Source organism: Nostoc sp. CCY 9925, from assembly GCF_963920935.1.
Classification (GTDB): domain Bacteria; phylum Cyanobacteriota; class Cyanobacteriia; order Cyanobacteriales; family Nostocaceae; genus Nostoc.
The window spans coordinates 16,557-42,488 of sequence record NZ_CAWUDO010000039.1 but is presented as its reverse complement, the minus strand read 5'-3'; the positions used below and the strand labels follow the sequence as shown (position 1 = coordinate 42,488).

The following is a 25,932-nucleotide window of genomic DNA, read 5'->3' as shown; positions in this document are numbered from 1 at the left end:
AGCCATGATATTTAATGGCACAGACCATTAGTTACTATTTTTATTAAAATTGCTGCTTAGCATTGGGTGAGTTAATTTTTGCAGGTCGATGCAATAAAGGTGCAGGTCGATGCATCAAAGGTGCAAGTCAATGCAATAAAGGTGCAGGTCGATGCAATAAAGGTGCAGGTCGATGCAATAAAGGTGCAGGTCCATGCAATAAAGGTGCAGGTCCATGCAATAAAGGTTCAGGTCGATGCAATAAAGGTGCAGGTCGATGCAATAAAGGTTCAGGTCAAAGATTTCGTGTCTACACTGTAACTTTAACGTGAGTTCGATATTCTACCCCTCCCTAACCCTAACGCCACATGCTTCAAGTCGGCAAAGCCGCCCAACGCAGTGGCTCCCCCTTGTAAAGGGCTACGGTGTACACACAAGTCAGATCCAGTTTTATTCCAATACGCTTGGGATAAGCCAGAAAGCCCTCATGTAGAGACGCGATTTATCGCGTCTAAAAGACTGACACGTTCACAAGACGCGATAAATCGCCGTCTCTACAGAGAATTTACTCGTCAATTATTCGTTCACAGACTACTATTTCCGACTTGTGTGTACACCGTAGCTTGTAAAGGGGAGGGAACTAGATTTTCGATTTCCCCCCTTTATAAGGGGGGATTAAGGGGGGTAATTAGCTTTATCGAACTCACGTTAACCTTAGTAAGGGTTGGGTTTGTTGTATTTTCTTTTCAAACAATCGTTAACAATCCTTCTTTGAGCAAACGGCGTACCAACACGATTTTGCTATTGTCACTGGCAAAGTCGGGCAACGATTTGATGGGAAATGCAGCTTTTGACTCAGCAATGAAGCGGAAAGCTGGCTCTACATAGTCCGGCCCTTCAACTCTGTTTTGAGGAAATTGAATCATCACTGCATCTCCTTTCCTCACAGTTGTACAAATCATTCCTTGGCGTTTAACAACGAGGGTATCCAAGTCAATTTGTTGCAATTCGTCCAATTTACTGAAATGGCTATCTGCTAGTGGAGACAGTGAGCCAATAAACTTAATGGTCAGCCGTTCAACCGCATCGTCAATGTCGGCGCTACTAGCAAAGGTTTTGAGTAAATCTGTCAATTGATTTTTAGTCTGCGTCCTGGCATCATTTTCACGCAGAAAGCTAACAGGAACTGCTTTGCGAAATTCGACATTTTGCTGCACAATCGATGTCAAAGCCTCCTGAATCAGGTCAACCCAGCGATAAACAGGAATACCTACGGTGAGATGAAGTGAGGAACTATCCAAGGTCTTAACTTCATGCACAAAACCACGCGGGATATATAACAAGTCACCTGGCTTGAGTTCAACTTCATGAGTGGGTGCGTTCAGTTGTTCCCGCAGTACTTCTTGTGGTAATCGCCGAGCATCTTCAGGCAAAGGCAAATCCCAGTAGGAATCATAAGTGCGCCAGAGTTTAGTTCCAGAAAGCTGGAGAACAAAAACATCGTGTGTATCAAAGTGGGGAGGAAATCCTTGAGCAGTTTTAGGGGTTAGGTAAAGATTGACATTCGCGGGATGATTAAGATATTGTTCCAGATTTCTGCAAAGTATGGCGATCGCTTCCCAATGCTGTTGCAGATGAAAAAGACACAAAGTATTGCCTTGATGATAGGCATCATAAAATTGATAAATACTAGGAGATGCATTGGGATCGATAGAGCCTTTCCCACCTGATTTATTCCCTTGATTGGACAAATCCTCTGCCCATTTCGATACCTTAAAGTCAGAATAGCGAATGCCAGTAAAGCGAATGAGTGAGTCAAGATCCTTCATGGAAAACAGACCTGAATAGTAATCTGTGTCTCCTCTTGAAACAACAAGGGACTGCCGCTCCCAGTATTCTTTAAAGAAGGTTACGGTATCGATAGGTTGAATTAATTTCTCAAAATCAAAGTTAGGGCTAAACATAAGCTTTATTTACAGGCGTGTTTGCAGTTTTTTCACAAATTCTTCTGGTTCGCTAAAATCTAGCCAAAAAGCCACTTGGGTAATGTTACATTCCTGTGGAAAGGCATTTCCCTGAAGCCAGTTTCTCAGTTCAGCTTCCCAAGGATCGGTTTGTGTTTGTTCAGCCGACTGAATTATTTTGCTTAAAATTGAATAAAATCCAGACAGCCTTAAGGCATCGGGAAGAAAGCACTCAGTGACTGAAAAATAGTTGCTCATACCTCGCCCCCACCATCGGGGTACATTCACAAATCCCTCTAGCCGCGCGATCGCTTCCATCATCTGATAAAATTCAGCTTCAGTGAAGGAGTTGCTTGATAGCCAAGCTGGAAATTCAGCCTCGTTAGTAACTCCCCTTGCTTGGAAAAAGTGTTGCGTAATTTTTTGAGTAATACTAATTCTTAAACTCGCTTCAGATTGGCTGTTTGTCTGTTGGGCTAAAGCCCAAAGGATAGCAACCTGACGGTATAACCTACGTTCGCAACTCGCTAATTCGCTAACTGTTATTTGTTCGGCACTACTCTCTTCCTTCGCCCAGGAGATATCTTTACCAACAATCGTCAGGATGAATTGATGCAGTTGTTCCACCTGTTTGGCAAAGGCATCATGTCCGCTATGAAGTTTGAGTAATGCCTGAATGCGACCCAAACGTTCAACTAGGGCTGGCTCTAACTCTAGTTCATTAAGAGAACTCGAACCCAATATTTGAGAATTGTAAACGTCAGCTAAATCAGCTTCGGAGGGTTGCAGGTTCTTTTGTTGGGCTACAGCATCACACCAACGCAGTAGCCCAGCAAAATTACGCAATTGAATATAAACCCTACCTAAAAATCTAGCTTCCTGGGATACTTTTTCAGCCAGAGGCAACCAGGAATATGTTGTCCGTAATGGACGGATAGCAACTCTAGCCTGAAGTTCCTCGATGAAAATGGACTTGTTGAGTTGAAACTTTACCTGGTTATTAGCAGCAGTGCGATCGCTTTCTCCAACCATAGCCGCCACATGTTTCAGCAGCCCAACAGCATCTAGCTGTTTTTGATCCACATAGCCGCCATTTTGCACAAAATCCCAAAACTGGGCTAAAACTTTGCCATCGCCCCCCCGCGCCTCGGCATCAGCCACTGCTTGGCTCAAATGTCGTTGAGTGAAGAACTGCCGTTTGGCACAATTGATAATTAAATTAGCGATCGCCACATCAATAATGTTTTTATCTACCGCCAAGTTAACTGTGGCGCGGATGTTTACTAAGGCATCAGTCAAGGGTTGGAACTGGGATTCAGGGTTGCTATGTAAAATCGCCACTTCATCATCCCCGATGTACCGTCCGTCTCGGTAGGCTGTAAAAATAGCTCCAAATCCCTCCATGCCAAAGGCTTCCAGTTCGGCGGCTCGGAGTGCGCCCATGCTACTGGCCCCAAATACTCGTACGCCTGCTTCTAATGCCCAGAGAATCTCCTTATGCCAAACTGAAGCGCTTTGGTCAAAAAAACCGTCAATAATGGCAATTACACGCGGCTGTAACCGCAGACAGGCAAGAATATCGCCACAACGCACAGGAGCAAGATAACGGGCCGGTAAAATTTGACTGGCTTGGCTAACAGATAGCGTAGGGCCAAGAAAGATGAGAATTTGACTAGGTTCCAAAGAATTCGAGTGCATATTAAAATAATTCGTAATTCGTAATTCGTAATTCGTAATTATGTTTTGTGACGGGGATTTAAACTCCGACACAAAACCTGCTGCCGTAATTAGGCAGGGGACTTAAACCCCCAAATTTAGTTAAATTTTACAAAGATGAAGGGAGATGCATACCCGGCACAATGACATGCACTACTGGAATGTCATACTCCGGTCGCGTATGATTGACGAAGACAGCTTGCTTAAATCCCTGATTACTCAGACAATCAAGAATTTGTTGAATTTCTTCTGCAAAGGTTGGAGTAAAGGCAAGCTCAGGCTGAGTTTCAAAATCAATCAGGGTGGCGATCGGTCTTTTGCTGCTAGACTTCATCACTGGGCTACCTGGCATTCTGATGCGTCCAAGGGCATAACTATCTGGATGAATGTCATCTCGACTACCTGCAATAACCGTTACTCGTGACTGAGCGGCTTCAGTAATCGCCCGTGCTAAGGCTATTTCTTTGGAACTGTGGCATCCCCAGCCTGCTGCTGTGGGTCGTCCATGCCAGTTTTCGGTGTCACTAATCAAGCATTTATAAGTAGGTATCCCGATAGTCGAGGTTAAGTCAGTAATCACGCCTGTCGCGCCGGCAAGTTTAACTTGATGGAGTAAAGATTGCAGCAAAGGAGACTGGATGGTTTGACTATCAACCAAGCAGTTAATCCGTTCCTCCAGAGGAAAACGCCACCAACGCCACTCAGCTTCGCGTTCAATGACTTCAAACAATCCATGAGCGATCGCTTCTAATAAATGGTTTCCTGATGCTAGTCCATTGCTAGAAGTGCTGAAAAGATGAGTATCGCGTTTTTCAGTTGTGGTGTCTAAATCAAGATATGCCTGCGGTACGTAAACAGGTTCCCCCGTAAATAGATCGGTTCCACAAATCCAATCTAACGGCCGATCGGGATGATAAGACTGCGATCGCTTACCTGGCTCTAAAAGACTAGGATCGATTGCCTGATGATGTCGGCAGACTTCTTTATAGGAGGCAACCATCTCCGGTTCTGGGAGATTTTCTGCATGATAAGACTCCACAGATTCCATCGCCGCCGAGATCATCGCCAGCAGAAGGGAAATTCCCTTGCCTTGAGAACCAGAAAAGGCTTTTCCGTTAGGACGGATTGCTTGAGCGACAGGAATACCAATGCAGTCAAGGCCAGTAATGTCTGCAACACGCGTGATGCCAAAAACACTCAGAAGTTCTTGTAGCTTCTCCCAAGTAGAATTGGGTTCTTCAGTCCGAAACGTGCCATTAAGATTCAGCTTAGGAGCATTCAGATTTTGCCACATTCGCTTGTTTCGTTCTCCTACCATTACTGTGAGTAATAATAAGTACACGCAATTTAATGCATTTCAGTGGTTTATAATATGTCGTATTAAGCACGCAGTATATTAAGTTTTGACTAGTGCTTTGGAAAATTGCGATATCAAAACCATTCTAGTAAAAGGTTAGCGTTGCAGAAAAAAAGATGAATTTAAAACTAACTTTTTATCAGACTGGTGTTGTTAATGCTGATTTACAAAATAAAACTTAGGCATCTCCATTTCTTTCTTTGGAAGTGCCTTAAGATTTTGTTTCTCTGGTAGGCGTTGCATGAAAATATTAATATGAATTGAGGTGAATGCTGATAGCCATCAAATTGCTGATCGGACATATATTATGCCGAGGTAAACTGAGAACACAAATACTCATATGAGACATTTGGCTCGTCACTATCAGAAAACACTGTGCTATTTCAAAGGCAAAAAATACTGAGAAATTCTCTTTGATGTTACTGCACTATCTCAAATATTATTCTGTCCTTTTGTCAGCCTAAAACATATTTTTATTTAGCAACGCCCTCAGCCACAACGTTCATTCGTAGTGATACTGCAAGCCTGAAACTAAGGCTACCAGCAACACATAACTGTCTCTTTAACTGTGGATGAAGCTAGTCCACCAGCTACACTTTCTAACTCATCTTCTGACAATTCTCGGTTAGCTGGTCTTGCTTTAATACCGTTAACGCTATTAATAGACCGGATATTCACAGATGGAGAAGCAGTTGACAAACCTAGAACCTTTCTTTCGGCGGAAATCATTACAGATTTCACGTCGTCAGCGTTAAAATCAAAACCGTTAGACTGGCCTTGTTCAACAGCGATTCTTGCAAACTCGCCTGCTTCAGTAGCATCCAAAGCCTCACGCAACTGAGAATTGCCTGGTTCCGCTAAAAAATTTTCGTAGTATTCGACAAAACTTTGCTGAGACATTTTAAACTCTCCTTAAGATAAGATACTTGGCTTTATACTTTGGCATCTCGAAATAGATAACTAAATCTGAAGCTAAGCGATCGACTTCAGAAGTATTATTCTTAAACCGCTAGGCAACAGAATAGTTATATAACTTAAGTTTTAGTATTGGTCAATACAATAATTGCTTAAAAAATGCTCTAGTGTCTAGATCGTTTTGGTGAAATTTTGTAACTAATAAAACATTAATTTTGTATTTTACAATACAAAAAAGAACATTGAAATTGACAAAATAGTGCTCTTGAACCTTAGAGGCTGTTTGAAAAGTTTTGAGAAGTTAAATGTTATGCCAGTCGCCTTACCATAATACGGATGATAGCAAGGTAGATAAATGTCTCCGATGTTTCAGGCAATAATTCATAGTCTCTAACCAATCGCCGACATCCCATTAACCAACCAAAAGTCCGCTCCATGACCCAACGTTTTTTGAGCAGCACAAAACCCTTGGTTTGTTCTGGTCGCAGAACTACCTGCGGATGCTCAAGAAATAGCAGAGTTTGGGGCAGTGTTTACTGCTGAGCAACTCAATGCAGCAGTACACGCTCTAGAGAGCAGCAACGCTGAAGAACTGATTAGAAACCTCCTGATTTCAATGGTGACGCCAGGGATGTCAAAAGAGCAGTTTGAATGGATTGTTGAGTGCAATCTTCGCTTGCCATCTAATTTGATGGCATCGGTAAGTGAATTAGATCAACGCCAAACCAGGCTTTTACTTGATTGATTAACGGTATTCTGATACCTTCATTGTTAAGTAGATTACGAGCGCACGCTTGACTTAAAATTGACGCGACCATTCATTTGGCCAACGTTCAATAATAACTTTGGTTTGGGTGAAAAACTCGACTGCGTGATGGCTTTGCCCATGTAAATCACCAAAAAAGCTGTCTTTCCAACCGCTAAAAGGGAAAAATGCCATTGGAGCAGCAACACCAATATTAATGCCGATATTACCAGCTTCGGCTTCATAACGAAACTTTCTCGCGGCTGCACCATTACTGGTAAATAAACAAGCCATGTTGCCATATTGACCACTATTGACCAAAGCGATCGCCTCGTCAATATTATCTACATTTATTAAGCTCAACACTGGACCAAAAATTTCTGTGCGGGCAATTTCATCTGCTGGATTAATGTTTTCTAGAATTGTAGGACGGATAAAATTACCTTGCTCATAACCAGTAATCTGTGGATTTCGTCCATCAATCAACAACTTTGCTCCTTGAGCAGCACCTTGTTCAATTAATCTTTCAATTCGCTCTTTACTGAAAGAACTGATGACAGGGCCCATTTCTACACCCTCATCTAAACCATTACCCACTAACCGTTTTGTGGCTATTTCAGCGATTGCTTCTGTAAATGTGTGCCTTGCTTCTCCGACTGTGACCGCTATTGAGGCCGCTAAACAGCGTTGTCCTGCACAGCCAAAAGCACTCTCAGCAGCAATCCGAGTTGTCATTTCTATGTCTGCATCTGGCAAGACAATAATCGGATTTTTTGCTCCTCCTTGACATTGAACTCGTTTGCCATTGGCTGCGGCTCGACTATATATATATTTAGCTACGGTTGTCGAGCCAACAAAGCTAATTGCTCGAATTTGTGGTTGTTCTAAAATTGCATCTACGGCTTCTTTAGCACCATTGACTAAATTGATTACTCCTTTAGGTAAGCCAGTTTTTTCTAACAATTGAAAAATTTTTTGCATTGTCAATGGAACTTTCTCTGAAGGCTTGACAATGTATGTATTACCGCAGGCGATCGCGTAAGGTAGAAACCAAAAAGGAATCATCCCAGGAAAATTAAAAGGACAAATTACTGCTGCTACTCCCAAAGGTTGGCGAATCATCATTTCATCAATGCCCCTAGCAATATCCTCTAGGTTAGTTCCCTGCATAATCATGGGGATGCCACAGGCAACTTCTACATTTTCTATAGCGCGACGCATCTCACCCTTTGACTCAGCCAAAGTTTTACCACATTCTAGGGTAATGGTACGTGCTAAATCCTCCAAATGTTCTTCGAGTAGATTCTTAAGTTTAAATAAATACTGGACTCGCTCGGTTGCCGGAGTGCGTCGCCAAGTCACAAAAGCCTCAGCAGCTGCGAGGGATGCTTGATTTACTTCAGATGCTGGTGATAAAGGCACATGAGCTAGTATTTCTGCTGTAGCTGGATTAACTACATCTAAGTATTGTGTTGTATTAGATGTATACCACTCACCATTGATATAGTTGGGTAACACAGGAATAGCATTCATAGGCATTTATGGAACTCCAGCTATGTGACTATATTGTATGCCCTCAAGAATCTGGAGTAGCACAGAGAAATAAAGCTGCAAACGAAGGGTATACTTAGGGTTTTCTAGAGAAACAACGCGACCTCTATTTTTATTGCTTTTCTAAAATTAAGAATATGGGAAAGTCAAAAGAACCTTTCCAGCCATCAATCCGGAAATAGTCGGCACAATTGAAGAATTGCGTCAAATTTACTAGTTGCCCACAACAGACACGCAACCAGAAGTTTGACCTACGCTAGCTGAAGGTGTCACGAGCAACGATGCGATCGCTGTTGCAACCTCAACTTTTCACCCCATCCACTGCACGCAATCAGTAGCAACTGCAATTAACTGACCAAACTTTTGCGGGTCAATGTCCTCAAATTCAAGGGGCGACAATCGAGCTAAAGTGCTTGCTGTATAAGCGTCATAGCCCGTAAACCTCGCCGATAAGATGCCTGCTTATTGCGAATCGAACCGACCAGTTCCTCGCTTTATTCAAGTATTTTTCTAAGAAGTTTTGGTAGAATGATGCCAGCATTATTATGACGGTCTTAATCAAATTACGAGACCGTTCTTTTTTACCATTAAAGTGTCCCATTTTTTCAGCTTCCCATCAAAGAATTACATAATCGGGTAATCTCACTCGATGAATTATGGAGCGATCGCGCTTACCAATTGCAAGAAAAGCTGCTTAAAGTTTCCAAATAAGAAACTCGCTTCCGCATCTTAGAAAATTATCTCCTAAGTATGATGATGCAATCATCCCAACAATATCCAGTTGTTGATTTTGCATTACATCAGTTTGCAAAGTTACAGCCACCTACCATTAAAGAAATTACAAACCAAATTGGTATTAGTCCCCGTTATTTTGGAGAGTTATTCAGCAACTGTGTGGGATTAACACCCAAGCTATTTTGTCGCATTCAACGCTTGCGAAGAGTTCTTTCTCTATTAGCTGGAAAAACACACGCTGACTGGACTGATATCGCTTTCACTTGCGGCTACTTTGACCAAGCACATTTTATTCACGACTTTCGCAGTTTAGCTCTCTGCACTCCTAGTGACTATATCAAACACCGAGGTTTTCATCCCTGCCATATTGTATTACCCGATTAAGGTCAATTTTTTACAATATCTACCATTCTTTATCCACGAAAATTAAGATGCAACACAATCGGGAGGTCCCTATAAATGGAATCATTAACAGAATTTTTATCAGCTAACCAAAAAAACGATATTTTTACAATTGGTAAATACATTGAAGCTCACATAGCTGTCAATTGGGAAACCTTAATTCAAAAGCATAATGATAAATTACTGCGTGCATTTACCAAAGCAGGAGATATGGCTTATGGAGCTTATTTAAATTTCCTTTTCCGCTCCATTCATATGCAGCTAAAACAGGTTGGATTATATCCAAACCCGAGATTTCCTGGTGATTTTAGCATATCTAGAGAATGGGGTAATCGTGAAGAAACAAACCAACAGCGTTGGATGTGGAGTACTATCAAGTCAATAGAAGGAGATTCTCTAGGAACAATTGTCACAATTACTTTTCACGACCACAACCAGTTTCGCATTCTTCAAAAGCCCGGAATTATCGCTTTAGCCCAAACAGATAAAGATGCTGTTTTAGACGCGCTTTCGCAGTTTTCTACTGATTTCAAGAATGCACGCGAATTCAAGATTGAATATGAAGAATATTTGCAAAGTCAAAATTGAAGTTCTCAAAATTAAAAGAGAACTATCCGCCGTGTTATTCAGCACTAGGGATAAATCCAGTCTCTTTGAGCAGCCGCTCTAATTCTGCGTGCGGAAATTTCGTATCCTTGTTTTTGTTATCCCACATCGCAGAAAAGAAGTTTTGCATCAGCGCAATGATGCTACGGTATTTAACGATGCTGGCAACATAGAAATCATTTAACTTGATATCGCCGTCAGTATATATTTGTTCGATGTTGTCGAGTAATATTGAGCGCTGTTCATAAGGTTTTAAGCTTTCTTTAATGCTATATTTTTCTCTGATTCTGCGTTGAGCATTTTCTGAACATGAATCATAAGGTGCGCGAATTAAGTGCCCCAGATTCCTCAGAACTTCGCCATAATCGTAAAATTTGTTTTGCTCAAAGAAAGACTCTTCTACTTTCGTCAACGCGAAACTCTTGTCCAACACCAACCCAAAATCGCTTAAATAAATCTGCCCGCCGTCAGTGAGAACATTGCGAAAGTGTGCGTCGAAGTGGATAATTCCCTTAATCCTCAAAAAGTCAATCGTTGTACGTAACTCATCTAAGGGTTGCTGAAGTTTGTCGGGGTTTAAGAGTAGCCATGTTTCCAGAACATGGGGAATGTATTCTAGAAACAGAACTAATTCATAGTCGGCATTTGCTCTATCTAATAAATATTTTCCGGCGTTTTCACTATTGCCCCAGTACTCGACGTAACGTTTATGATGCTCTATGTCTACATCAGCACGCTGCCCAGAGAAAGGAATAATCCGATAATGGTACATCAGGGGCAAAGTAGCAATTTCACCTTCTAATACCCAGTTGGTTGTCTTGATATGGGTCACGAGTTCCCGGAAGACCCCAAAACCAGTGGAACCGAAGCCGTAATTACAGTAAGTTGGCAAGTTATAGAGGTTTTTGGTAGAGAAGAGGTTGTAAAACTCGATTTCTGTCATAGGAATAAGTTTCACAAAAACCTGGGATTCTCCTAGAGTGATGGTGTGATTTCTTCCCCAACCTGTACTCGACTCATCTGACTGACTATTGTTAAACAAAGAAAGCAATTGTGCATTATCCAACTGAGCAATTTGTGAACTGAGATGGAAGTATTTTTTTCTTCTAATTTCTAGAGAATTTTTAGCCATTTTCCTCCGTCTAGCTACAGCGCATTGAATGTCAGCAGTTAAGGAATCTAGATGGAGTGGCTTTTCCCGCATCCTCTTGACAAATGTGCAATTACCTTAACCTCTCGGGTATGGTTCAAGTTAGAGATTTTGTCAGAAGCTGACCATCCAAAACCAGACTAAGTTGCCCATTGGCAAGAATGCTAGTTCCTTGGATATAAGGAGCAACTGGGATTGTTTCCCCCAGAGGATGAATCGCAGAGGATTGCTTGCTGATGATGCAATCTACTTCTAAAGCACATCGTTTGTCTAAGTAACGAAATATTAATAACGGCTTATCCTGCTTGAAAGCATTTAGTGTATCTATACTGTAAGTGTTAACTGGGGTGGGAAGGTGGTTAGGACAAATCAGCACATCAGTCAATAAGTGGATAGGAACGAGCATTTCTGTTCTTAGATCCTCATCAGCACAACCAAGGAAGCCACTGGATCTGCCAGATGACTGCAAAAATAACATGCGTCCCGCTTGAGTTTGGATAATTTGTTCGGACTGGGATAGACAAATCTGCTCTACAGAATCGGCAACAAATGTATAGACTCTGGAGTTAGCTTGACAGACGATAAGTTGAGCAATTTTTTGATCGAGGGGAATTTGGAGCGAGAAGGCTGTACCATGTCCAACTTTAGATTTTAATATTATTGTTCCTCGAATAGCTGTTAATTGTTTACAAACTTCAGTTAATTCTACTCCTAACTCTAAGGCAGCACGATCGCATAAAACAGATGAAACCTCTGGTTCAAGTACCAGTTCACTCAGTTGAGTTGCTTGTAAGATATCTCCTGGTTTTGTAAGGGCGAGTCCTTGGGCTAAAGCCGGTTGATAAATTTGAGATAAGTTAAGTCCTGCGCCATCGTCACAGCCATCAATAATCAGTTGATTTCCCTGCTGGTAAACTTGAATTTCGATGATACCGTTGCTATTTTTACTTAGTTGTTGGCGTGTTTGGCAAGACTCAATACTTTGCTCTAGTAAATAGCAACTTATATGCAATAGGAGGGCACGGAGGCGATCGCTAAACGCCCGATCGACTTGGATATCGCTAATTTGTAAACGTAGTGTAGCAGACTTATCTTGTAGAGCTTGTAACTGAGACCAAAGCCGATGCAATGGTTCTAAGGCTACTTTTAAAGAAATAGTTGTAACTGTTTTGACTAAATTGGCAGAACTGTTAACCAACTTTTCCTGCTGTATGAGTTCTTGTTTGAGTTGGCGATGATTGTTATTAAGGGAATGAACAGTTGATTCCACTTGAGACGCTTGGGCCAAAACAGATTGAAGAGTACTGTACAATTGCTGAGAGCGAGAAGCAGCTAGAGGAGAAAGGTTATCTGAAATTGCTACTAAACGTCCTGACCATTCCTGTAGGTTATCCAGCAGGTGTTGTAATCGTTTAACTTGTCGGAGCAATTGCCCGATGGTATGTTGCTGTTGTTCTTCCTGACAAGCTTGTTGATTATAGGTAGTTAGTAATGTTGTAACCAGCGCGTTTAGTTGTTCGAGATGCTTAATATTGATGGGTGTGGCGGCTGGAATACTTGCTGCAAGAATGGTAGGAATGGATTCTTGCAAAGAGAGTGTATGGTGAAGAGGAAAAGATTTAACTAGGGATGCTTCAGTAGGTTGGGAAAAATCCCCCAACCAAGCATGAGAATCTCCTTCCTCATACTCCTTAAGGTTTGCTAGTTCCCCTACCTTAGCGGGAAGCTGCTTGGTATCTACGTGACAAAGGCTGCCAGACTCGGCGAAGCTAGTTTCACCTATTAGTTCCTCGTCCAGGTTTTCCTTGATAACTTGCTCTGGTAGAGATGCAGAAGATTCTATCTTGGCCAAGCGATCGCCAAACTCGATGACTGGTTGATCTACCGACATATCAAGGTTTGTTTCCTGGGGGATGACGCTTTGTTGGCGATCGCCAAACTCTGCTTGTAGACGAGCAACAATGGCAGACATGCGCTCCAGAATTTCTACTTCCTCAATTTTCGAGGCTGTTAAAAATGCCATCAACAGCATCTGTAAGCAATCTAATCCTTCCGACAACAGAGAGGCGATTGGGGCGTTGATAGTTGCCCGATACTGGTACAAAAGCTGAAAAATCTCCCCTAATGCAGCCGCAACTATGGCAATGGCATCTAGCTCGGCTGCTATGGCAATCGAATGCAGAGAGCGAGCAGCTTCCATGAGAGCCAAAGCTGTACCAGGGTTACTGTCTTTTGTATAGTTAGGCAACTCCTGTTCCAAGAACAGTAACAGATCGATCGCTTCTTCTAGAAAGTGATCGTCGTTCTGCGGTTGGGGGACAAAATCGGTACTCATGAACACAACTCTCAGTTTCTATGGGGTTTGTGGCAATTCTATGGCTTCGACATTAGACTTCTTGCAGAAGTGGGGAAAAGGGTAAGGGGTAAAGGGGAAAGCGGCTCATAAAAACCCTTTTCCCTTTAACCTTTTCCCTTTCCCCCCTCTTGCAAAAGTTACTTTTGCAAGAGGTCTATTGGTTTGAGGGTACAAGCAGCGATCTGGGCGATCACTCTAAATTGCTCCTGGATTTGCGCGATTGACTCCAGCCCAGCACTGATTTGGCGATCGCACGGTTCGACAGCAGAACTAACATCTGCTGCTGCCACCTGGAGTTCTTGAAACCATTCCTCTATATTTAGCGTGCTTTCGCGGGCTTGACGGGCGAGAATTTCCACCTGTTCGGCAGCAGCTAGTAAACCTTGCTCCTGCTCGCTAGTTTTTGTTGCTTCGATGGCTGTATTCAGAGACAAAACTTGAATTTTGGTACTCAAGCCTTCCACAAGGCGAACAAAACTAGAAGCTTGCTGGCAAAACTCACCAAGGTATTGCAGCTGTTTATTAGTAACAGCAACAGTATCTTGAATACACATTAAATGCTCGTTGGCAAGCTCGGCGATTCTTGCTCCTTCTTGTACAACCTGGCTCACCTGCTGAAATGGCACTAGTAACTCTGAGCGATCGCAGGATTCAGCCTTTTGGGGAGGCGATGACAGCTGTTGAACAGGTGGAGCTACTATTTCAGCCCACTGCAAGTTAATTGTCAACATCATTCCTACTTGTTGCAGCAAACTACGCTCTGCTTCCTGCCATTGTCGGGGTGCAAGGCAATGATGAATAACTAAAAAACCCCAAAGCTGTTGTTTGACAATCAAGGGCAAGCACAAGCTAGCTTGCACCTGAAAGCGTTGCCAAAATTGCTGTTGGCGCCCAGTTAGTTCTAATACTTCAGTTAGGTTCTTGAGCAAGTTTTGTCTGTCACCGCCATCGGTAGTAACAAACAAATTTATCGGTAGGGATTGGTTGAGCAGGGATGTCCAACCCGCTTGTGTCGCTTCAGTGATCGCCCGACTGCGATTATCTTCCTCAAAACGATAAATCAGGATGCGATCGGCGTTGAGAATATCTCGAAGGCCGGTGACTGTAACCTCCAAAAGTGCAGTTTGACCTTTTGCCTGCTGCATCTGTCGGTCGATTGCCGCAAGTTGTTCTCGCTGGATCTGAAAAGCCCCTTGAACATTGTCATCATTGTCATTGGGCGAATCCTTAGCCAAAGCTTGGATAAAAGCTTCGATTTGACTCACTTTCTGCTGCAATTGAGCGACCTTTGGCCCCTTAGCAGATAGAAAGACTGCTTTGAGTACAGCCACATTAGCCAAAATTTCTTCTATTTGGATTTGATTGTCAACAGGCTGGGTTTCAGAATTAGGGTTTAAGGTTGCGATCGTCACGGAAAACTCCTTGGCAGCATCAAGTTAAATCAGTGGGTTTGCCATTGCAATGTCTGGGCGATGGCTCTGGTGTCTAAAATCCAGCGATCGCCTGGCAGAATACCTCGAACAAAATTTAGTAGTTTGTTTGGGGAAAAGTCGGTTGGTGCTGATTGTGTTTGCTGTAAATCCTGCCACTCTACATCGTAGACATGAGCGACCAAAAATCCGACTACCTGATTTTGCAGTTCAACAACCAGAACCATCGGCTTTTCTGGTCGTGATTGCCGCTTCAGAAGCGGTGCATAACCAAGCAAATATTCTAAGTCAACCAGTCGCAGCATCTGTCCTTGCCAATTATAGAAACCTAAAATCCAACTTGGTAAGGCCGGGGCTGGGGAAATTTCTTGGCTACCGACATGAATAATGTCCAGTACTGAGTGGAATGGTAGTAATCCACTTCCTTGATTCCCCAAGGAAAAACGCAGAAATCTTTGCCGTTGTTCGCATGATGCTAACCCAGGAGCCAATGGCTGGGTTGTTCCGGGCAACCCCAACCTATCAGCCAATATCTGGTTCATGCCTAGAAGCAGGACTTTGAGTGGTTCCTCGTTTGGTGCTACAGACAAGACAGCCATGTGGCTAATACAGTTTAACTCCGCCACTTGCCGATAAGACCACGGCACTAAACGCACAACTTCCAAAGGAATATCGATTAAAGCAGGGGGCTTGTCCACAGGAATGCCACAAATCTCTCCAGTCCGGGTTTGAGTTAGAAGTAAGAAGCGCCCTGAAGCGTCAACCGAAGAGAGAACTTGATGCCCCTGTTGGGCTTGTACTTGCGGAATGAACTTCTGGCGCAAGTCCACAATCGCGATCGTTTGCGTTCCCAAATCAACCATCCCAATACCACTTTCAACCGTACTGCTAATAGGAGGACAAGGAATCACCTTGAGAACTGCACCAACTGGCAGAGCAAATAAATAGTCTGCGATCGCAAAAACAACGACTCGTAGTGAGTCGCGATCGCTCACAGCGCCAGATAATCGCTTAAACGGAAAGGGAGTGTTGAGCATAAATACTAATTCGTAATTCGTAATTCATGAAGAAAGGGGAAGGGGAAAAGGGTAAAGGTTTTATTATTTTAATGACTGATTTATAGATTGAATTTGATTAGATAGCATACGGCTCAACTCCATAGCTTGATTAGAAAGTTGTGTATAAGTTGGTTGGTCTAGATAGCCCACTTCTAACGCTACTTTTAAAAGACTGCGAACTTCGCCAGCAGACCCTTTAGCAATATTTAGAAAGTTTAAGTATTCTTTGCGAGAATATCGTTCAAATCCTTCTGCAATATTTGTAGGTATTGATACAGTTGCACGTCTTAACTGATCTCTTAAACCAAAGTTTTTACTTAGTTCACCTTCCTTAGTCCTTAAGTATATTTGTTTAACTAAGTCAATACCTTTTTGCCATACTTTTAAATCCTCAAAAGTTTCTATTTTTTTCCTTTCCATTCCTTCCCTTCCCCCTTACCCTTTCCCCCTTACCCCTAAGGGCTATGAACGAGTTCAGCGATGGTAGCTAGGAAGTTTTGTTCTGAATAGGGTTTAGTCAGGTAAGCTTTCGCCCCTAGAGCTAAAGCTAATTGGCGGTGCTTCTGTCCGCTACGAGTAGTCAGCATCACCACAGGAATCCCCGACAAACGCTCGTCTTGGCGATGGTGTTCTAAAAACTCAAATCCATTCATACTCGGCATTTCAATGTCACAAATCACTAAACCAACATCCCTGTGTTGAACCATTTGCGCGATCGCCTCTCGACCATCGCCTGCTTGCAACACTTGATAACCGGCTTTCTGGAGCGTCTGCACCAAACTTTGCCTTTGTACAACCGAATCTTCCACCACTAACACCGTCAGTTGCTTAGGTTGAGCAACGGCTGTATTGATTTCCATTGGCTGTTGCTGCGGTTGTATTATAGTTAGCTCGGATTGTTGCCCCTCTAGAGTAAGAACAGGCTCAGACGCGGGCAATAGTTTAGTTGCAAGACTTGATGCCGGGGAAGACGGCATCATATCTGTCTCCCAGTTTTGACGGACTAACTCCAACGGGTCAACAGTTAAGGTGAGGCTACCATTTCCCAACACACTGTAGCCTTGGATGTAACTAGGTAAAGTCACGATGTTGCCGAGGGATTTAATTACTAATTCCTGCTCGACTAAAATCTGCTCGACTTGCAAACACAGGTATTGATGCTCTGTTTGCAACAGTAGCAGAGGTTCGATGGTGTTCCGTTGTTTGACTGGAAAAGGACTTAGAGTTAAATTGTGGTCTTGGGTGAATAAAGGATATTTGTAATCCAGCAAATTGGCAAGTGGACGGATGGGAACTAGTTGCTGACTTTGCCCTTCTCCCCACTGCCAGAATTTTTGGATGCCTTGCCCGTGTAAAGATTGCTGGACTTGAATCTGCTCTGGGTGCGGTAATAAAACCTGGCTGATTCCTTCAGACAGCAGGGCATAAGTAATACCTTGGGATTGACAAACAAGCAAGCGTGCTGTTGTCAAGCTCAGAGGCAATTGCAGGATGAAGGTGGTTCCCTGCCCTGAAAGCGATCGCACCACAATCGAACCTTGTAAAGCTTGTAATTGAGTGCGAACGACATCTAAGCCGATACCACGGCCAGATAACTCACCAATTTGGTTGGCGGTAGAAAAGCCTGGTTCAAATAATAACTCTGACAGTTGGTCTTCACAGGCATAGGCGGCTTGTTCTGAAGTCAGCAGGTGTTTTTCTATAGCTCGCTGACGAATTGATTCCCAGTTAAAGCCTCGACCATCATCCCGTACCTCAATAGTAGTGCGGTTGCCTTGATGATAGGCTTGAATTGTAATTGTTCCGGTTTCTGGTTTACCCTGCTGCCGACGGGTTTCTATCGGTTCGATGCCGTGATCGAAGGCATTGCGAATCATGTGCAGCAAGGGATCGTACAGCTGCTCGGAAATGGCTTTATCTACTAGTACTTTCGTACCAGTAAGCTTGAGTTCAACAGGCTTATGATAAGTCGCTACCATCTGTTGCAGCAGCCGGGGAAATCGATTCAACACTGTTCCCAGTGGAACCATTCGGGCTTGCAGCAAATCTTCCTGCGCTCCTGAAAGCAGTTGCTTGCGCTTTCCGAGACTAAAGCGAGATTGCTGAACTAAGCCATTAAAAGCCTCAATCCGTTCTCCCAATTGCACCATGTCTTCTGTAAGATTTTGCAGGAGAATGTGCAACTCGCTATAGGTATCGATTTCTAAGGCATCAAATTTAGATTGTGCCTCGCTAGTTGGGGAAGCAGGGATAACTGAGCGTGGAGATACATGCATGTGTCGCTGCTTGCGTTCGGGAAGCAGAAAATGTCGATCCGACCAAGTAGAAACTTTACTAAGTTGTTGTTGACAGTACAAAAACTGTACTAAAGTGTCTTGAGCTGCTTTCTGGATGTGGTTCGATTGCAGGTTTTGTTGGTTTTCGTTGATTAGCAATTCCCCAATTGTATGGCTGAGGCGATCGAGTTGTTCTATCGCTACTCGGATACTGGGAAGTGATGCTGATGACTGAGCCTGGAGGCTTGGTGCTGGTGGTGGAGAAGCGGGCCGTTCTGAGTCTGTGTATCGGCAGGATGTCTGTGGATCTCCTATCCAGATTGATTGTAAAATCCGATCTATGGCAGAAGGAGCTACTACCGCATCCTGAGAAATTGGTTCCAGTACCTCCGGTGCTTTCGCTACAGAGTTATCGGTTCGTTTCGGGAAAAACGACCAAATTGATTCGGCTTCGCTGGCACTGAGGAGGGGGGATGGCTGATTTTCAGTTGTAGTCGTTTGTGTTGGTGGGGCAGCTACGGAAACTGGCTGCTTTTGCGCTTCTGGGACAGGAGTAGTTAGTCCTGCCCATTCTCGCAATTGTGGAGATATTTCTCCGCCTTGAGTGCGATCGCCAGCAAGTACTGCTGCTTGAGCCGCTTTAAAATTTTCTAAAGCCACCTGGGCGATTTGCAGTACTTTGTCTGGATGCTGGTTTAGTGCATTTAGCGTACCCAGGGCAATTTCTTCCAATCCAGATAAGCTATAAGATGCTGCTAGTTCGGCAAAAAATTCTGCTTGGGAGTTGAGTGTTATTTGAATTTGTTGCGGATCTTGGCTTTGAATGTCAGCTTCCAGCTGTTGCAGATCCTGGAGTACACTCCCGGAAAAGATTGACTCTACCACATCAAAGCCAAGTTCTTCCGAACTGGGAAGCGGAGCCTCACGACCAAAAAAGTCGCCTAGTTTATGTTGGAGTTGGGCGAAGATTGAGGCAGTTCGATCGAGTATTTCTGCCTCATTGCAGGTTAAGCCCATCAAGGTTGCACTCAATGGAGTTCGCAGGCACTCATAAGCATCGAGAAGCAAAGCACCCAATTCTGGATCGATTTCCAGTTCTGGAGCATATAACGCTTGGAATACATCTTCCAAATGATGGGCAATTGTCTTAATCGTTTCCTGTCCAACGCTGGCAGCACTCCCTTTAAGAGTATGGGCGCTTCGCATCAAGGCGTGAACTCTTTCTACTGTTTTTTCATCAAGTAGACCGATAAGACTCTGCTCAATGGTTTGCAACAACTCTGCTGCTTCAGCAAGAAAAGCCTGCTCTAGCTGCTCTTGATTACTGGGATCGGGGTTCATAGCAGTTTTGGGAGATTAGTCAACTTTGAACTGGCTAACGCTGGTTTCCAGTTGTTGTGAAGTCATCAGCAGTTCCTCAAAAGACTCGGAAATGTGGATGGTAGTTTGTGAAGTCTTGCGAGCGATCGCCGAAACATCTACCATCGCTTCTGTCAATAGCTGAGATTGCTGACTTTGAGTGGAAACTGCTTGAGTAATTCCTTGCACCAGTCCACCAATTTGGTTGGTGGCTGCCACGATCGCACTCAGGGAATGACGAGTCTCATCGATCAAGTTCGAGCCTTGGACAACTTGGGTAATCCCTACTTCCATTGCTTCGGTAACTTCGTTGGTGCCACTTTGAATTTCTTGCACGAGTCGCTCAATTTCTGTGGTTGCACTAGCCGACTGATAAGCCAGAGAACGAACTTCATCTGCAACCACCGCGAAGCCTTTGCCATACTCTCCGGCACGGGTAGCCTCGATCGCAGCATTGAGCGCCAGCAAATTAGTTTGAGTGGCAAAGTTTTCAATCAAACTTACTACTTTCGAGATTTTCTGAGAAGCTTCACCGAGGCGCTTAATCTTCTTCGCTGTTTCGGACACAGTTTCCCGAATCTCCAAAATGCCATCTACGGTTCTTTCCATCAGGGAATCGCCAGCTTGGACGGTTTTATTAGCTTCTTGAACCGCTTGCCCTACTTTTTGGGCATCAGCAGCAACTACCTGGGTGGAAGTTACCATCATTTGTAATTGTTCCTGAGCGTGTTCGAGCCGTTCTACCTGCTGTTGAGCTTGGTCAGATAGTTTTACTACTGAGGTAGTGTTATTGCTGGAAGTTTCACTCACCCTGCTGGCAGCAATCTGCACTTGTCGGACTAAATCTCGCAAACTTTGGATCGTAGTGTTGTAACCATCAGCGATCGTGCCAATCTCATCTTCAGATAAGGGAGCGCGAACGGTGAGATCGCCCCTGAAGGATGGTTCCAAAGCCATGAGAACGCGTATTGCTCCTTGTTGCAGTTTTTCCCGCGCGGTGCGTTCGCGCTCTGCTGCTTCTGCTAGTTGCTGCTCTTGAGTCCGCACCTGTTGTAGGTACTCTGCAAGATTGAGGGCAATACCAATCTGGACGCTAGCTTGGTTGAGAACATCCTCCTCGGATTGCTCCCACTGGCGCGGTGCGCTATTTTGATAAACTCCCATCAGCCCCCATAGCCGATCTTCTTGGAAAATCGGAGCAATCATGTAGGCTTTAGTTCCCCACGTTTCTAACAATTGAATGTGACATTCGTCATGACCGACACTATATATATTGTCAACCCGCAAACTTTCTTTGCGGGCATAACGCCCTCCTTTGTTGTACTGGAGATAGGTATCTCTAACTTTGGCAAGGCTAGTTCCTACAAGCTTGGACCAATCCCCAGTTACAGACTCAACTACAAATTCTCCAGACCAATCATGCTCAAAACGGTAAACTCCAACTCGATCTACTTTGAGCAGTTGACGAAGTTCGTGGGTTGCAAATTGAACAAATTCCAGAACATCACCATGACTTTGGGCCATCTCTGTTAACCGACTTGGCAGGCGATAGGAAAATCGGGCGTTTGCTACTTCCCGTTCTGCCAGTTTTATCAGTTCCTCATTCTTGCTTAGGGTTTGTTGTAAGTATTGCGATTGCTGGACTGCAACCCCAAACTGTGTGCCGATTTTCGTTACCAAGTTGATTTCATTATCTTGCCAGTGCCGCGGTCCATCATTCTGATATGCTCCTAACAAACCCCAGAGCTTGTTTCCGGCAATAATTGGGGTGATGATATAGGCTCTAATCTGGAATTGTTCTAGAATTTTCAAGTGGCACTGGGCATGACCAGCAGTGTAAACATCATTAATTACAAAGGTCTCGTTGTGCCGATAGCGTCCACCTTGGGTTTGTTGTAGGTGTTCGTCTTCCCATACAGTCTTAATATCGGGGCCAACCAAAGCCACCCACTCACGACTTACGGATTCGGCAATAAACTCCCCACCCCAATTTGGATTGAAACGATACACTGCTAGCCGATCGCATTCCAAATGCGATCGCAATTCTGGTAAGGCATTGCGGAAAATTGTATCTAGCTCTTGAACTTGGCGGATTTTTTCTGACAGCCGTGTTAGCGCTCGTTCACCTTCTGCGGTTCGCGCTAATTCTGCATTCTTCTTCTTGAGCTGTTCGACATACTCAATCTGCTGCAAGCCTATACCCATTTGCACGGCTACTTTTCGCAACAGTTGCACATCCTTGGATTTCCACTGCCGAGGGTCAGTATTTTGGTATGCTCCTAAAAAGCCCCAGAGTTTGCTGCCAATAAAGATCGGAGCGAGGGCGTAAGCCTTGGCCTGAATTTTTTCTAATATCTCTAGGTAGCACTGAACGTGACCAACAGTATAGATATCATTGACAACAAAGGTTTCGTGATTGCGATAGCGCCCGCCTTGAGTTTCTTGCAAGTGATCGTCCATCCAAATCGTTTTGATTTCAGAACCAGCTAAAGACAACCATTGATTTTTTACGGATTCGGCAATAAACTCCACACTCCAGTCGGAACTAAAGCGAAATACTGCTAGGCGATCGCACTGTAGTTGTTTGCGTAAACTTGGCAGCAAATTCCGGAAAATTGTGTCTGTATCCTGGGCTTGACGGATTTTTTCTACCATCCCTGTCAGCACCTGTTCTTCTTCTGCTGCTCGCGCCAACTCTGCATTCTTGGTTTTCAGTTGTTCGATGTACTCGGCTTGCTGCACACTCAAACCCAACTGAATGCCCAATTTGCTCAGTAATCGCACCTCATCGGAATTCCACTGTCGCGGCCCGCTATTCTGATAAGCTCCTAACCAACCCCAAAGTTTGTTTCCAGTAAAAATGGGAGCGATGGTGTAGGCTTTAACCTGAAACTGCTCCAGTAGGTCAATGTAGCACTGGGTATGACCAGAAGTGTAAATGTCATTGACGGCAAGGGTTTCATTGTTGCGATAGCGTCCGCCTTGGGTTTGCTGTAGGTATTCATCTTGCCAGATGCTCTTGACATCGGGGCCAACTAGAGGTATCCAGTCATTTCCTACAGATTCGGCAATAAATTCACCACTCCAGTCAGAGTTGAAGCGATATATTGCCAGGCGATCGCATTTGAACAACTGCCGCAATTCTGCCAAGGTAGTACGGTAGAGCGTTTCTAGGTGTTGGGACTGGCGCATTCTCTCCGCCATTCGGGCGATCGCGTTTTCGACTTCAGCTACTTGGGTCATTTCTATATTTTTTAACCGTAGCTGTTCGATATATTCAGCTTGCTGGAGGGCAATACTCAACGATTCACCGATCTGCAACAAAGCACCGGTCTCTTCTTCAGTCCATTTGCGAACATCAGAATTTTGATAGGCTGCTAACAAACCCCAAAGATTACCAGCGCGGAAGATGGGAACAATAATGTATGCTTTGGCTTGGAATTTCTCTAATGCTTCTAAATAGCAAGGTGAAAAACCAGCAGCATAAATATCGTTAACTTTGCGGAAGCGCCTTTCTTTGGCGTACATTCCACCCTGCGTTTCCTTGAGATATGTATCGGTATCAAGTTTCCCAGGGGAGCCATAGTCCTTAACATGGCAACGCTCTGAAGATACCATGCCTGTTTTTAAAATGCTTTCTTGTTCCTGAATATCCAACAGTGACGACCAACCCGCAGCCACAGATTCAGCGATAACTTCTCCACTCCAGTCTGGATAAAATTGATAAACGACTGCGCGATCGCATTTTAAAAATCGACGCAATTCTTGGGTTGTAGTGCGGAAAAGGTTGCGAAGATCCATTGCTTGCCCAATCTTTTCAATGATGCCGAAAACTGTACGTTCTCGTTCAACAAGTTTGGCTGACTCCTCAGATCGGTTATAAAGTTGTTGCTGATATTGCAACTGTTGAATAGCAATACTAGTTAGGGATGCAACCTGCACCATCAGTCGAACTTCACTATCTTTCCACTGACGAGGCTGAGAATTTTGATAGGCAGCGAGCAAGCCCCACAATTGTTCTCCCTGGAAGATGGCAACAATAATGTATGCTTTGGCTTGATAGGCTTCTAAAACTTTGATATAGCAGTCAGAAAAACCAGTACTGTAGATATCATTCGTGACTCGATAAATCTGTCCGCGATGGAAAGTTTTGCCTTGGGTGTGCTGAATGTAGCTATCTGCGCTGTGCGATCGCCCTGTTGTCCCAGCTAATCCCCCTTCGTCTGCAAAGTTCCTAACACTGCAATAGTTAACGTTCTTGACAATTGCTGGATTGTTTCGCTGTTCTTCTAACAGAGAAACCCACTCAGATCCAACAGATTCAGCAACAAATTCCCCACTCCAATCTGCCTGGAAACGATAAATTGCCACGCGATCGCATTTTAGTGACTGTCGCACTTCTTGGGTGGCAACGCGAAAGATGGTATCCACATCTTTGGACTGGAGAATTTTATTCGCTACACCAGTAAGGATTTGGTCTTTTTCCACTTCTTGTTGCAATGTAGCCTGAATCACGGCAACTTGCAGTTGCGCTTCTAATTCCTGCGCGATCGATTTTAGTAACTGAATTTCAGCATTCTGCCACTGGCGAGCAGCATTGCATTGCTGCACTACCAACAAACCCCAAACCCCATCTTTTGTTAAGATTGGCAAGCTCAAACAAGCTCTGACCTGAAACCGATCCATTAGCTGCTTTTGGTAAGGAGACAAGCTTGCAGTATAAGTATCGGCGATCGCTGCTAATTTTTCTTGTTGATAAACCTTGGCAGAACCTAACCCAAAAGTGACGGCGGGCAGTTTTTCCTTCAGCATTGGAGTAAAGCCATCCCTCATCGCCTCCGCAGCAACTATCCCCAGCGTCGGATTCGTAAACTCATACAACACCACGCGATCGGCTTGCAGCGCAGTTTGTACCTCCGCTACAGCATTGGCGAGCAAAGTATCTAGATCGGAAAATTGGCGGATTTTGCTGGCGATCGCCTGTACTTGCTCTACCTCTAATCCATGTGTGTCTTGATATGGCAACACATTTACCAGTTCTTTTAGCTTGCGGATTCTGTCTCGCAATGGCCCTGTTTCCACCCAATCAGCTTGATCCAGTTCAGTTCGCAATTCTTCTAGAGTAGAGATGATTTGCTGTTGTCCAGGTAAACCAATGGTATGGCCATTGTCGGTGTCCTTATGACCGTTACTGGAAGTTGAGTGTGGTTGGCTGGGTGTAAGATTGTGTTGCATTACCATAATCTTTCTTGCTATTAAGATTGCCGGAGTTAATAAGTAGAAGCTAGAACGGAGATCTAAACTTTAAAGAGACTGAAGGGCTTGAATCACAACATGGGTGTCAAGTAACATCAAAGGGCTACCTTGAGAATCTACAAAGTAACCCTGCAAGAACGAGCTTAGTCGGCCGGGCAACATTGATGCCGAAATCGCTAATCGCTCTTGGGGGTCATAAACTTCAATGGTGTTGACTTGCTCCACCAACAGCCCGACAGTTTGATTCTGGACTTGAACCAGCATCGCCATGCCAGAGTTACGGACATTTTCTCGCCGACACCAGTGTGTTGCTCCCAGTAAATTTGCTAAATCAATAATCCAGATAGCTTCTCCCCGCCAATTCATGATGCCTAACAAAAATTCTGCTACCTGCGGTACTGGTAAAATCTCTGTGAGTGCAACGTGAATTACTCCTCGCAAATCACCTAGTGGGAGTAACCCATTCACCTTTGCATTCAACGGAAATCTTAAAAACCTCTGGTTGTTTCCTTGGGCAGAGCTTTCAAGTCGAAATTGGCTATTAATGGGTAGTGAAGAAAAGCTATCGTTGACTTGTACCATTGCCCCAGTTTCCTTTAGCGAATAAATTTATTAACAGTCTGGAGCAAGGTATTTTCATCTACAGGTTTGACTAAATAGCCATCGGCACCACTCATAGTGCCCCAAGTTTTATCAACATCTGTGTTTTTAGTTGAGCAAATCACTACCGGGATTGCTTTTGTTGTCGGATCGGCTTTCAACTTGCGGCAGAACTCAAATCCACTTTGACCTGGCAAAATCAAATCCAGTAAGATCAAGTCAGGTTTTTGTTGTTTCAACCTAAGTTGAGCCTCTTCACCACTGCGAACTTCATAAACTGAATATCCTCCTTGCTCCAGGTAACGTGTCATCCTTTCGGATTCTGTGAGGCTATCTTCAACTAAAAGAACTTTTTTCATTTTTATTTCCTAACTATTTAATTTAGAATTTGAAAATAAGGCAGAAGGCAGGAGGCAGAGGGCAGGAGGAGGTTTAAGAATTTTCATACTTGGTTGTGCCAAAACTGGGCATGAATAG

The 25,932-nt window shown here is 43.9% G+C and carries 18 protein-coding genes and 1 pseudogene; 4 read left to right on the top strand and 15 right to left on the bottom strand.

All coding sequences use genetic code 11. From position 1 onward, the window contains the following. Positions 1-78 precede the first annotated feature (78 nt). Positions 79-300, top strand: coding sequence for a hypothetical protein (locus ACM0OY_RS20050; protein WP_414570610.1), 222 nt, complete (start codon positions 79-81; stop codon positions 298-300). A 425-nt stretch (positions 301-725) separates the two neighbouring features. Here ACM0OY_RS20050 and ACM0OY_RS20045 read toward each other — a convergent pair whose 3' ends face one another. The 5 genes and pseudogenes from ACM0OY_RS20045 to ACM0OY_RS20025 all read right to left on the bottom strand — a co-directional run. Then, complete coding sequence (locus ACM0OY_RS20045; protein ID WP_414570609.1) at positions 726-1,943, bottom strand: cupin domain-containing protein; 1,218 nt, start codon at positions 1,941-1,943, stop codon at positions 726-728. Between the two features lie 9 nt (positions 1,944-1,952). Continuing rightward, positions 1,953-3,641 (bottom strand): TfuA-like protein, encoded by a 1,689-nt coding sequence (locus ACM0OY_RS20040; protein ID WP_414570608.1) that lies wholly within the window; start codon positions 3,639-3,641, stop codon positions 1,953-1,955. A 127-nt stretch (positions 3,642-3,768) separates the two neighbouring features. Beyond that, positions 3,769-5,001 carry a YcaO-like family protein gene (locus ACM0OY_RS20035; RefSeq protein WP_414570607.1) on the bottom strand — a complete coding sequence of 411 codons (1,233 nt, stop codon included), beginning with the start codon at positions 4,999-5,001 and terminating at the stop codon, positions 3,769-3,771. 552 nt (positions 5,002-5,553) lie between these two features. Continuing rightward, on the bottom strand, positions 5,554-5,916 hold the full coding sequence (locus ACM0OY_RS20030; protein ID WP_414570606.1) for a hypothetical protein: 363 nt from the start codon (positions 5,914-5,916) through the stop codon (positions 5,554-5,556). 323 nt (positions 5,917-6,239) lie between these two features. Then, positions 6,240-6,425: pseudogene (locus ACM0OY_RS20025) on the bottom strand (transposase); the annotation flags it as partial. A 35-nt stretch (positions 6,426-6,460) separates the two neighbouring features. Here ACM0OY_RS20025 and ACM0OY_RS20020 point away from each other — a divergent pair. Then, positions 6,461-6,676: a hypothetical protein gene (locus ACM0OY_RS20020; RefSeq protein ID WP_414570605.1), complete on the top strand. Its 216-nt coding sequence runs from the start codon at positions 6,461-6,463 to the stop codon at positions 6,674-6,676. 54 nt (positions 6,677-6,730) lie between these two features. Here the strand turns inward: ACM0OY_RS20020 and ACM0OY_RS20015 are convergent, their stop codons facing one another. Continuing rightward, positions 6,731-8,209 (bottom strand): CoA-acylating methylmalonate-semialdehyde dehydrogenase, encoded by a 1,479-nt coding sequence (locus ACM0OY_RS20015; protein WP_414570604.1) that lies wholly within the window; start codon positions 8,207-8,209, stop codon positions 6,731-6,733. 768 nt (positions 8,210-8,977) lie between these two features. Between ACM0OY_RS20015 and ACM0OY_RS20010 the strand changes: the two genes are divergently transcribed. Further along, complete coding sequence (locus tag ACM0OY_RS20010; protein ID WP_414570603.1) at positions 8,978-9,346, top strand: helix-turn-helix transcriptional regulator; 369 nt, start codon at positions 8,978-8,980, stop codon at positions 9,344-9,346. Between the two features lie 75 nt (positions 9,347-9,421). Beyond that, positions 9,422-9,952: a DUF6022 family protein gene (locus ACM0OY_RS20005; protein ID WP_414570602.1), complete on the top strand. Its 531-nt coding sequence runs from the start codon at positions 9,422-9,424 to the stop codon at positions 9,950-9,952. 34 nt (positions 9,953-9,986) lie between these two features. Here the strand turns inward: ACM0OY_RS20005 and ACM0OY_RS20000 are convergent, their stop codons facing one another. The 9 genes from ACM0OY_RS20000 to ACM0OY_RS19960 all read right to left on the bottom strand — a co-directional run bounded on the left by ACM0OY_RS20000 (position 9,987) and on the right by ACM0OY_RS19960 (position 25,814). Then, complete coding sequence (locus ACM0OY_RS20000) at positions 9,987-11,102, bottom strand: hypothetical protein (RefSeq protein WP_414570601.1); 1,116 nt, start codon at positions 11,100-11,102, stop codon at positions 9,987-9,989. A 115-nt stretch (positions 11,103-11,217) separates the two neighbouring features. Next, on the bottom strand, positions 11,218-13,455 hold the full coding sequence (locus ACM0OY_RS19995) for a hypothetical protein (protein WP_414570600.1): 2,238 nt from the start codon (positions 13,453-13,455) through the stop codon (positions 11,218-11,220). A gap of 158 nt (positions 13,456-13,613) precedes the next feature. Then, positions 13,614-14,888 carry a GAF domain-containing protein gene (locus ACM0OY_RS19990; RefSeq protein ID WP_414570599.1) on the bottom strand — a complete coding sequence of 425 codons (1,275 nt, stop codon included), beginning with the start codon at positions 14,886-14,888 and terminating at the stop codon, positions 13,614-13,616. 29 nt (positions 14,889-14,917) lie between these two features. Continuing rightward, positions 14,918-15,943: a chemotaxis protein CheW gene (locus ACM0OY_RS19985; RefSeq protein ID WP_414570597.1), complete on the bottom strand. Its 1,026-nt coding sequence runs from the start codon at positions 15,941-15,943 to the stop codon at positions 14,918-14,920. 63 nt (positions 15,944-16,006) lie between these two features. After that, a complete protein-coding gene (locus ACM0OY_RS19980; protein WP_414570596.1) occupies positions 16,007-16,384 on the bottom strand; it encodes a four helix bundle protein in 378 nt (125 codons plus the stop codon). Positions 16,385-16,419: 35 nt separating this feature from the next. After that, positions 16,420-19,581, bottom strand: coding sequence for a response regulator (locus tag ACM0OY_RS19975; RefSeq protein ID WP_414570595.1), 3,162 nt, complete (start codon positions 19,579-19,581; stop codon positions 16,420-16,422). Between the two features lie 15 nt (positions 19,582-19,596). Further along, on the bottom strand, positions 19,597-24,834 hold the full coding sequence (locus ACM0OY_RS19970; RefSeq protein ID WP_414570594.1) for a GAF domain-containing protein: 5,238 nt from the start codon (positions 24,832-24,834) through the stop codon (positions 19,597-19,599). Between the two features lie 69 nt (positions 24,835-24,903). Beyond that, positions 24,904-25,437 (bottom strand): chemotaxis protein CheW, encoded by a 534-nt coding sequence (locus tag ACM0OY_RS19965; protein ID WP_334836078.1) that lies wholly within the window; start codon positions 25,435-25,437, stop codon positions 24,904-24,906. Positions 25,438-25,451: 14 nt separating this feature from the next. Continuing rightward, complete coding sequence (locus tag ACM0OY_RS19960; protein ID WP_414570592.1) at positions 25,452-25,814, bottom strand: response regulator transcription factor; 363 nt, start codon at positions 25,812-25,814, stop codon at positions 25,452-25,454. Between the last annotated feature and the right edge of the window lie 118 nt (positions 25,815-25,932).

Coding starts and splice junctions, on each gene's coding strand:
- ACM0OY_RS20045 (WP_414570609.1), bottom strand. CDS start 1,943: ATGTTTAGCCCTAACTTTGATTTTGAGAAATTAATTCAACCTATCGAT.
- ACM0OY_RS20040 (WP_414570608.1), bottom strand. CDS start 3,641: ATGCACTCGAATTCTTTGGAACCTAGTCAAATTCTCATCTTTCTTGGC.
- ACM0OY_RS20030 (WP_414570606.1), bottom strand. CDS start 5,916: ATGTCTCAGCAAAGTTTTGTCGAATACTACGAAAATTTTTTAGCGGAA.
- ACM0OY_RS20015 (WP_414570604.1), bottom strand. CDS start 8,209: ATGAATGCTATTCCTGTGTTACCCAACTATATCAATGGTGAGTGGTAT.
- ACM0OY_RS20010 (WP_414570603.1), top strand. CDS start 8,978: ATGATGATGCAATCATCCCAACAATATCCAGTTGTTGATTTTGCATTA.
- ACM0OY_RS20005 (WP_414570602.1), top strand. CDS start 9,422: ATGGAATCATTAACAGAATTTTTATCAGCTAACCAAAAAAACGATATT.
- ACM0OY_RS20000 (WP_414570601.1), bottom strand. CDS start 11,102: ATGGCTAAAAATTCTCTAGAAATTAGAAGAAAAAAATACTTCCATCTC.
- ACM0OY_RS19995 (WP_414570600.1), bottom strand. CDS start 13,455: ATGAGTACCGATTTTGTCCCCCAACCGCAGAACGACGATCACTTTCTA.
- ACM0OY_RS19985 (WP_414570597.1), bottom strand. CDS start 15,943: ATGCTCAACACTCCCTTTCCGTTTAAGCGATTATCTGGCGCTGTGAGC.
- ACM0OY_RS19980 (WP_414570596.1), bottom strand. CDS start 16,384: ATGGAAAGGAAAAAAATAGAAACTTTTGAGGATTTAAAAGTATGGCAA.
- ACM0OY_RS19975 (WP_414570595.1), bottom strand. CDS start 19,581: ATGAACCCCGATCCCAGTAATCAAGAGCAGCTAGAGCAGGCTTTTCTT.
- ACM0OY_RS19970 (WP_414570594.1), bottom strand. CDS start 24,834: ATGCAACACAATCTTACACCCAGCCAACCACACTCAACTTCCAGTAAC.
- ACM0OY_RS19965 (WP_334836078.1), bottom strand. CDS start 25,437: ATGGTACAAGTCAACGATAGCTTTTCTTCACTACCCATTAATAGCCAA.
- ACM0OY_RS19960 (WP_414570592.1), bottom strand. CDS start 25,814: ATGAAAAAAGTTCTTTTAGTTGAAGATAGCCTCACAGAATCCGAAAGG.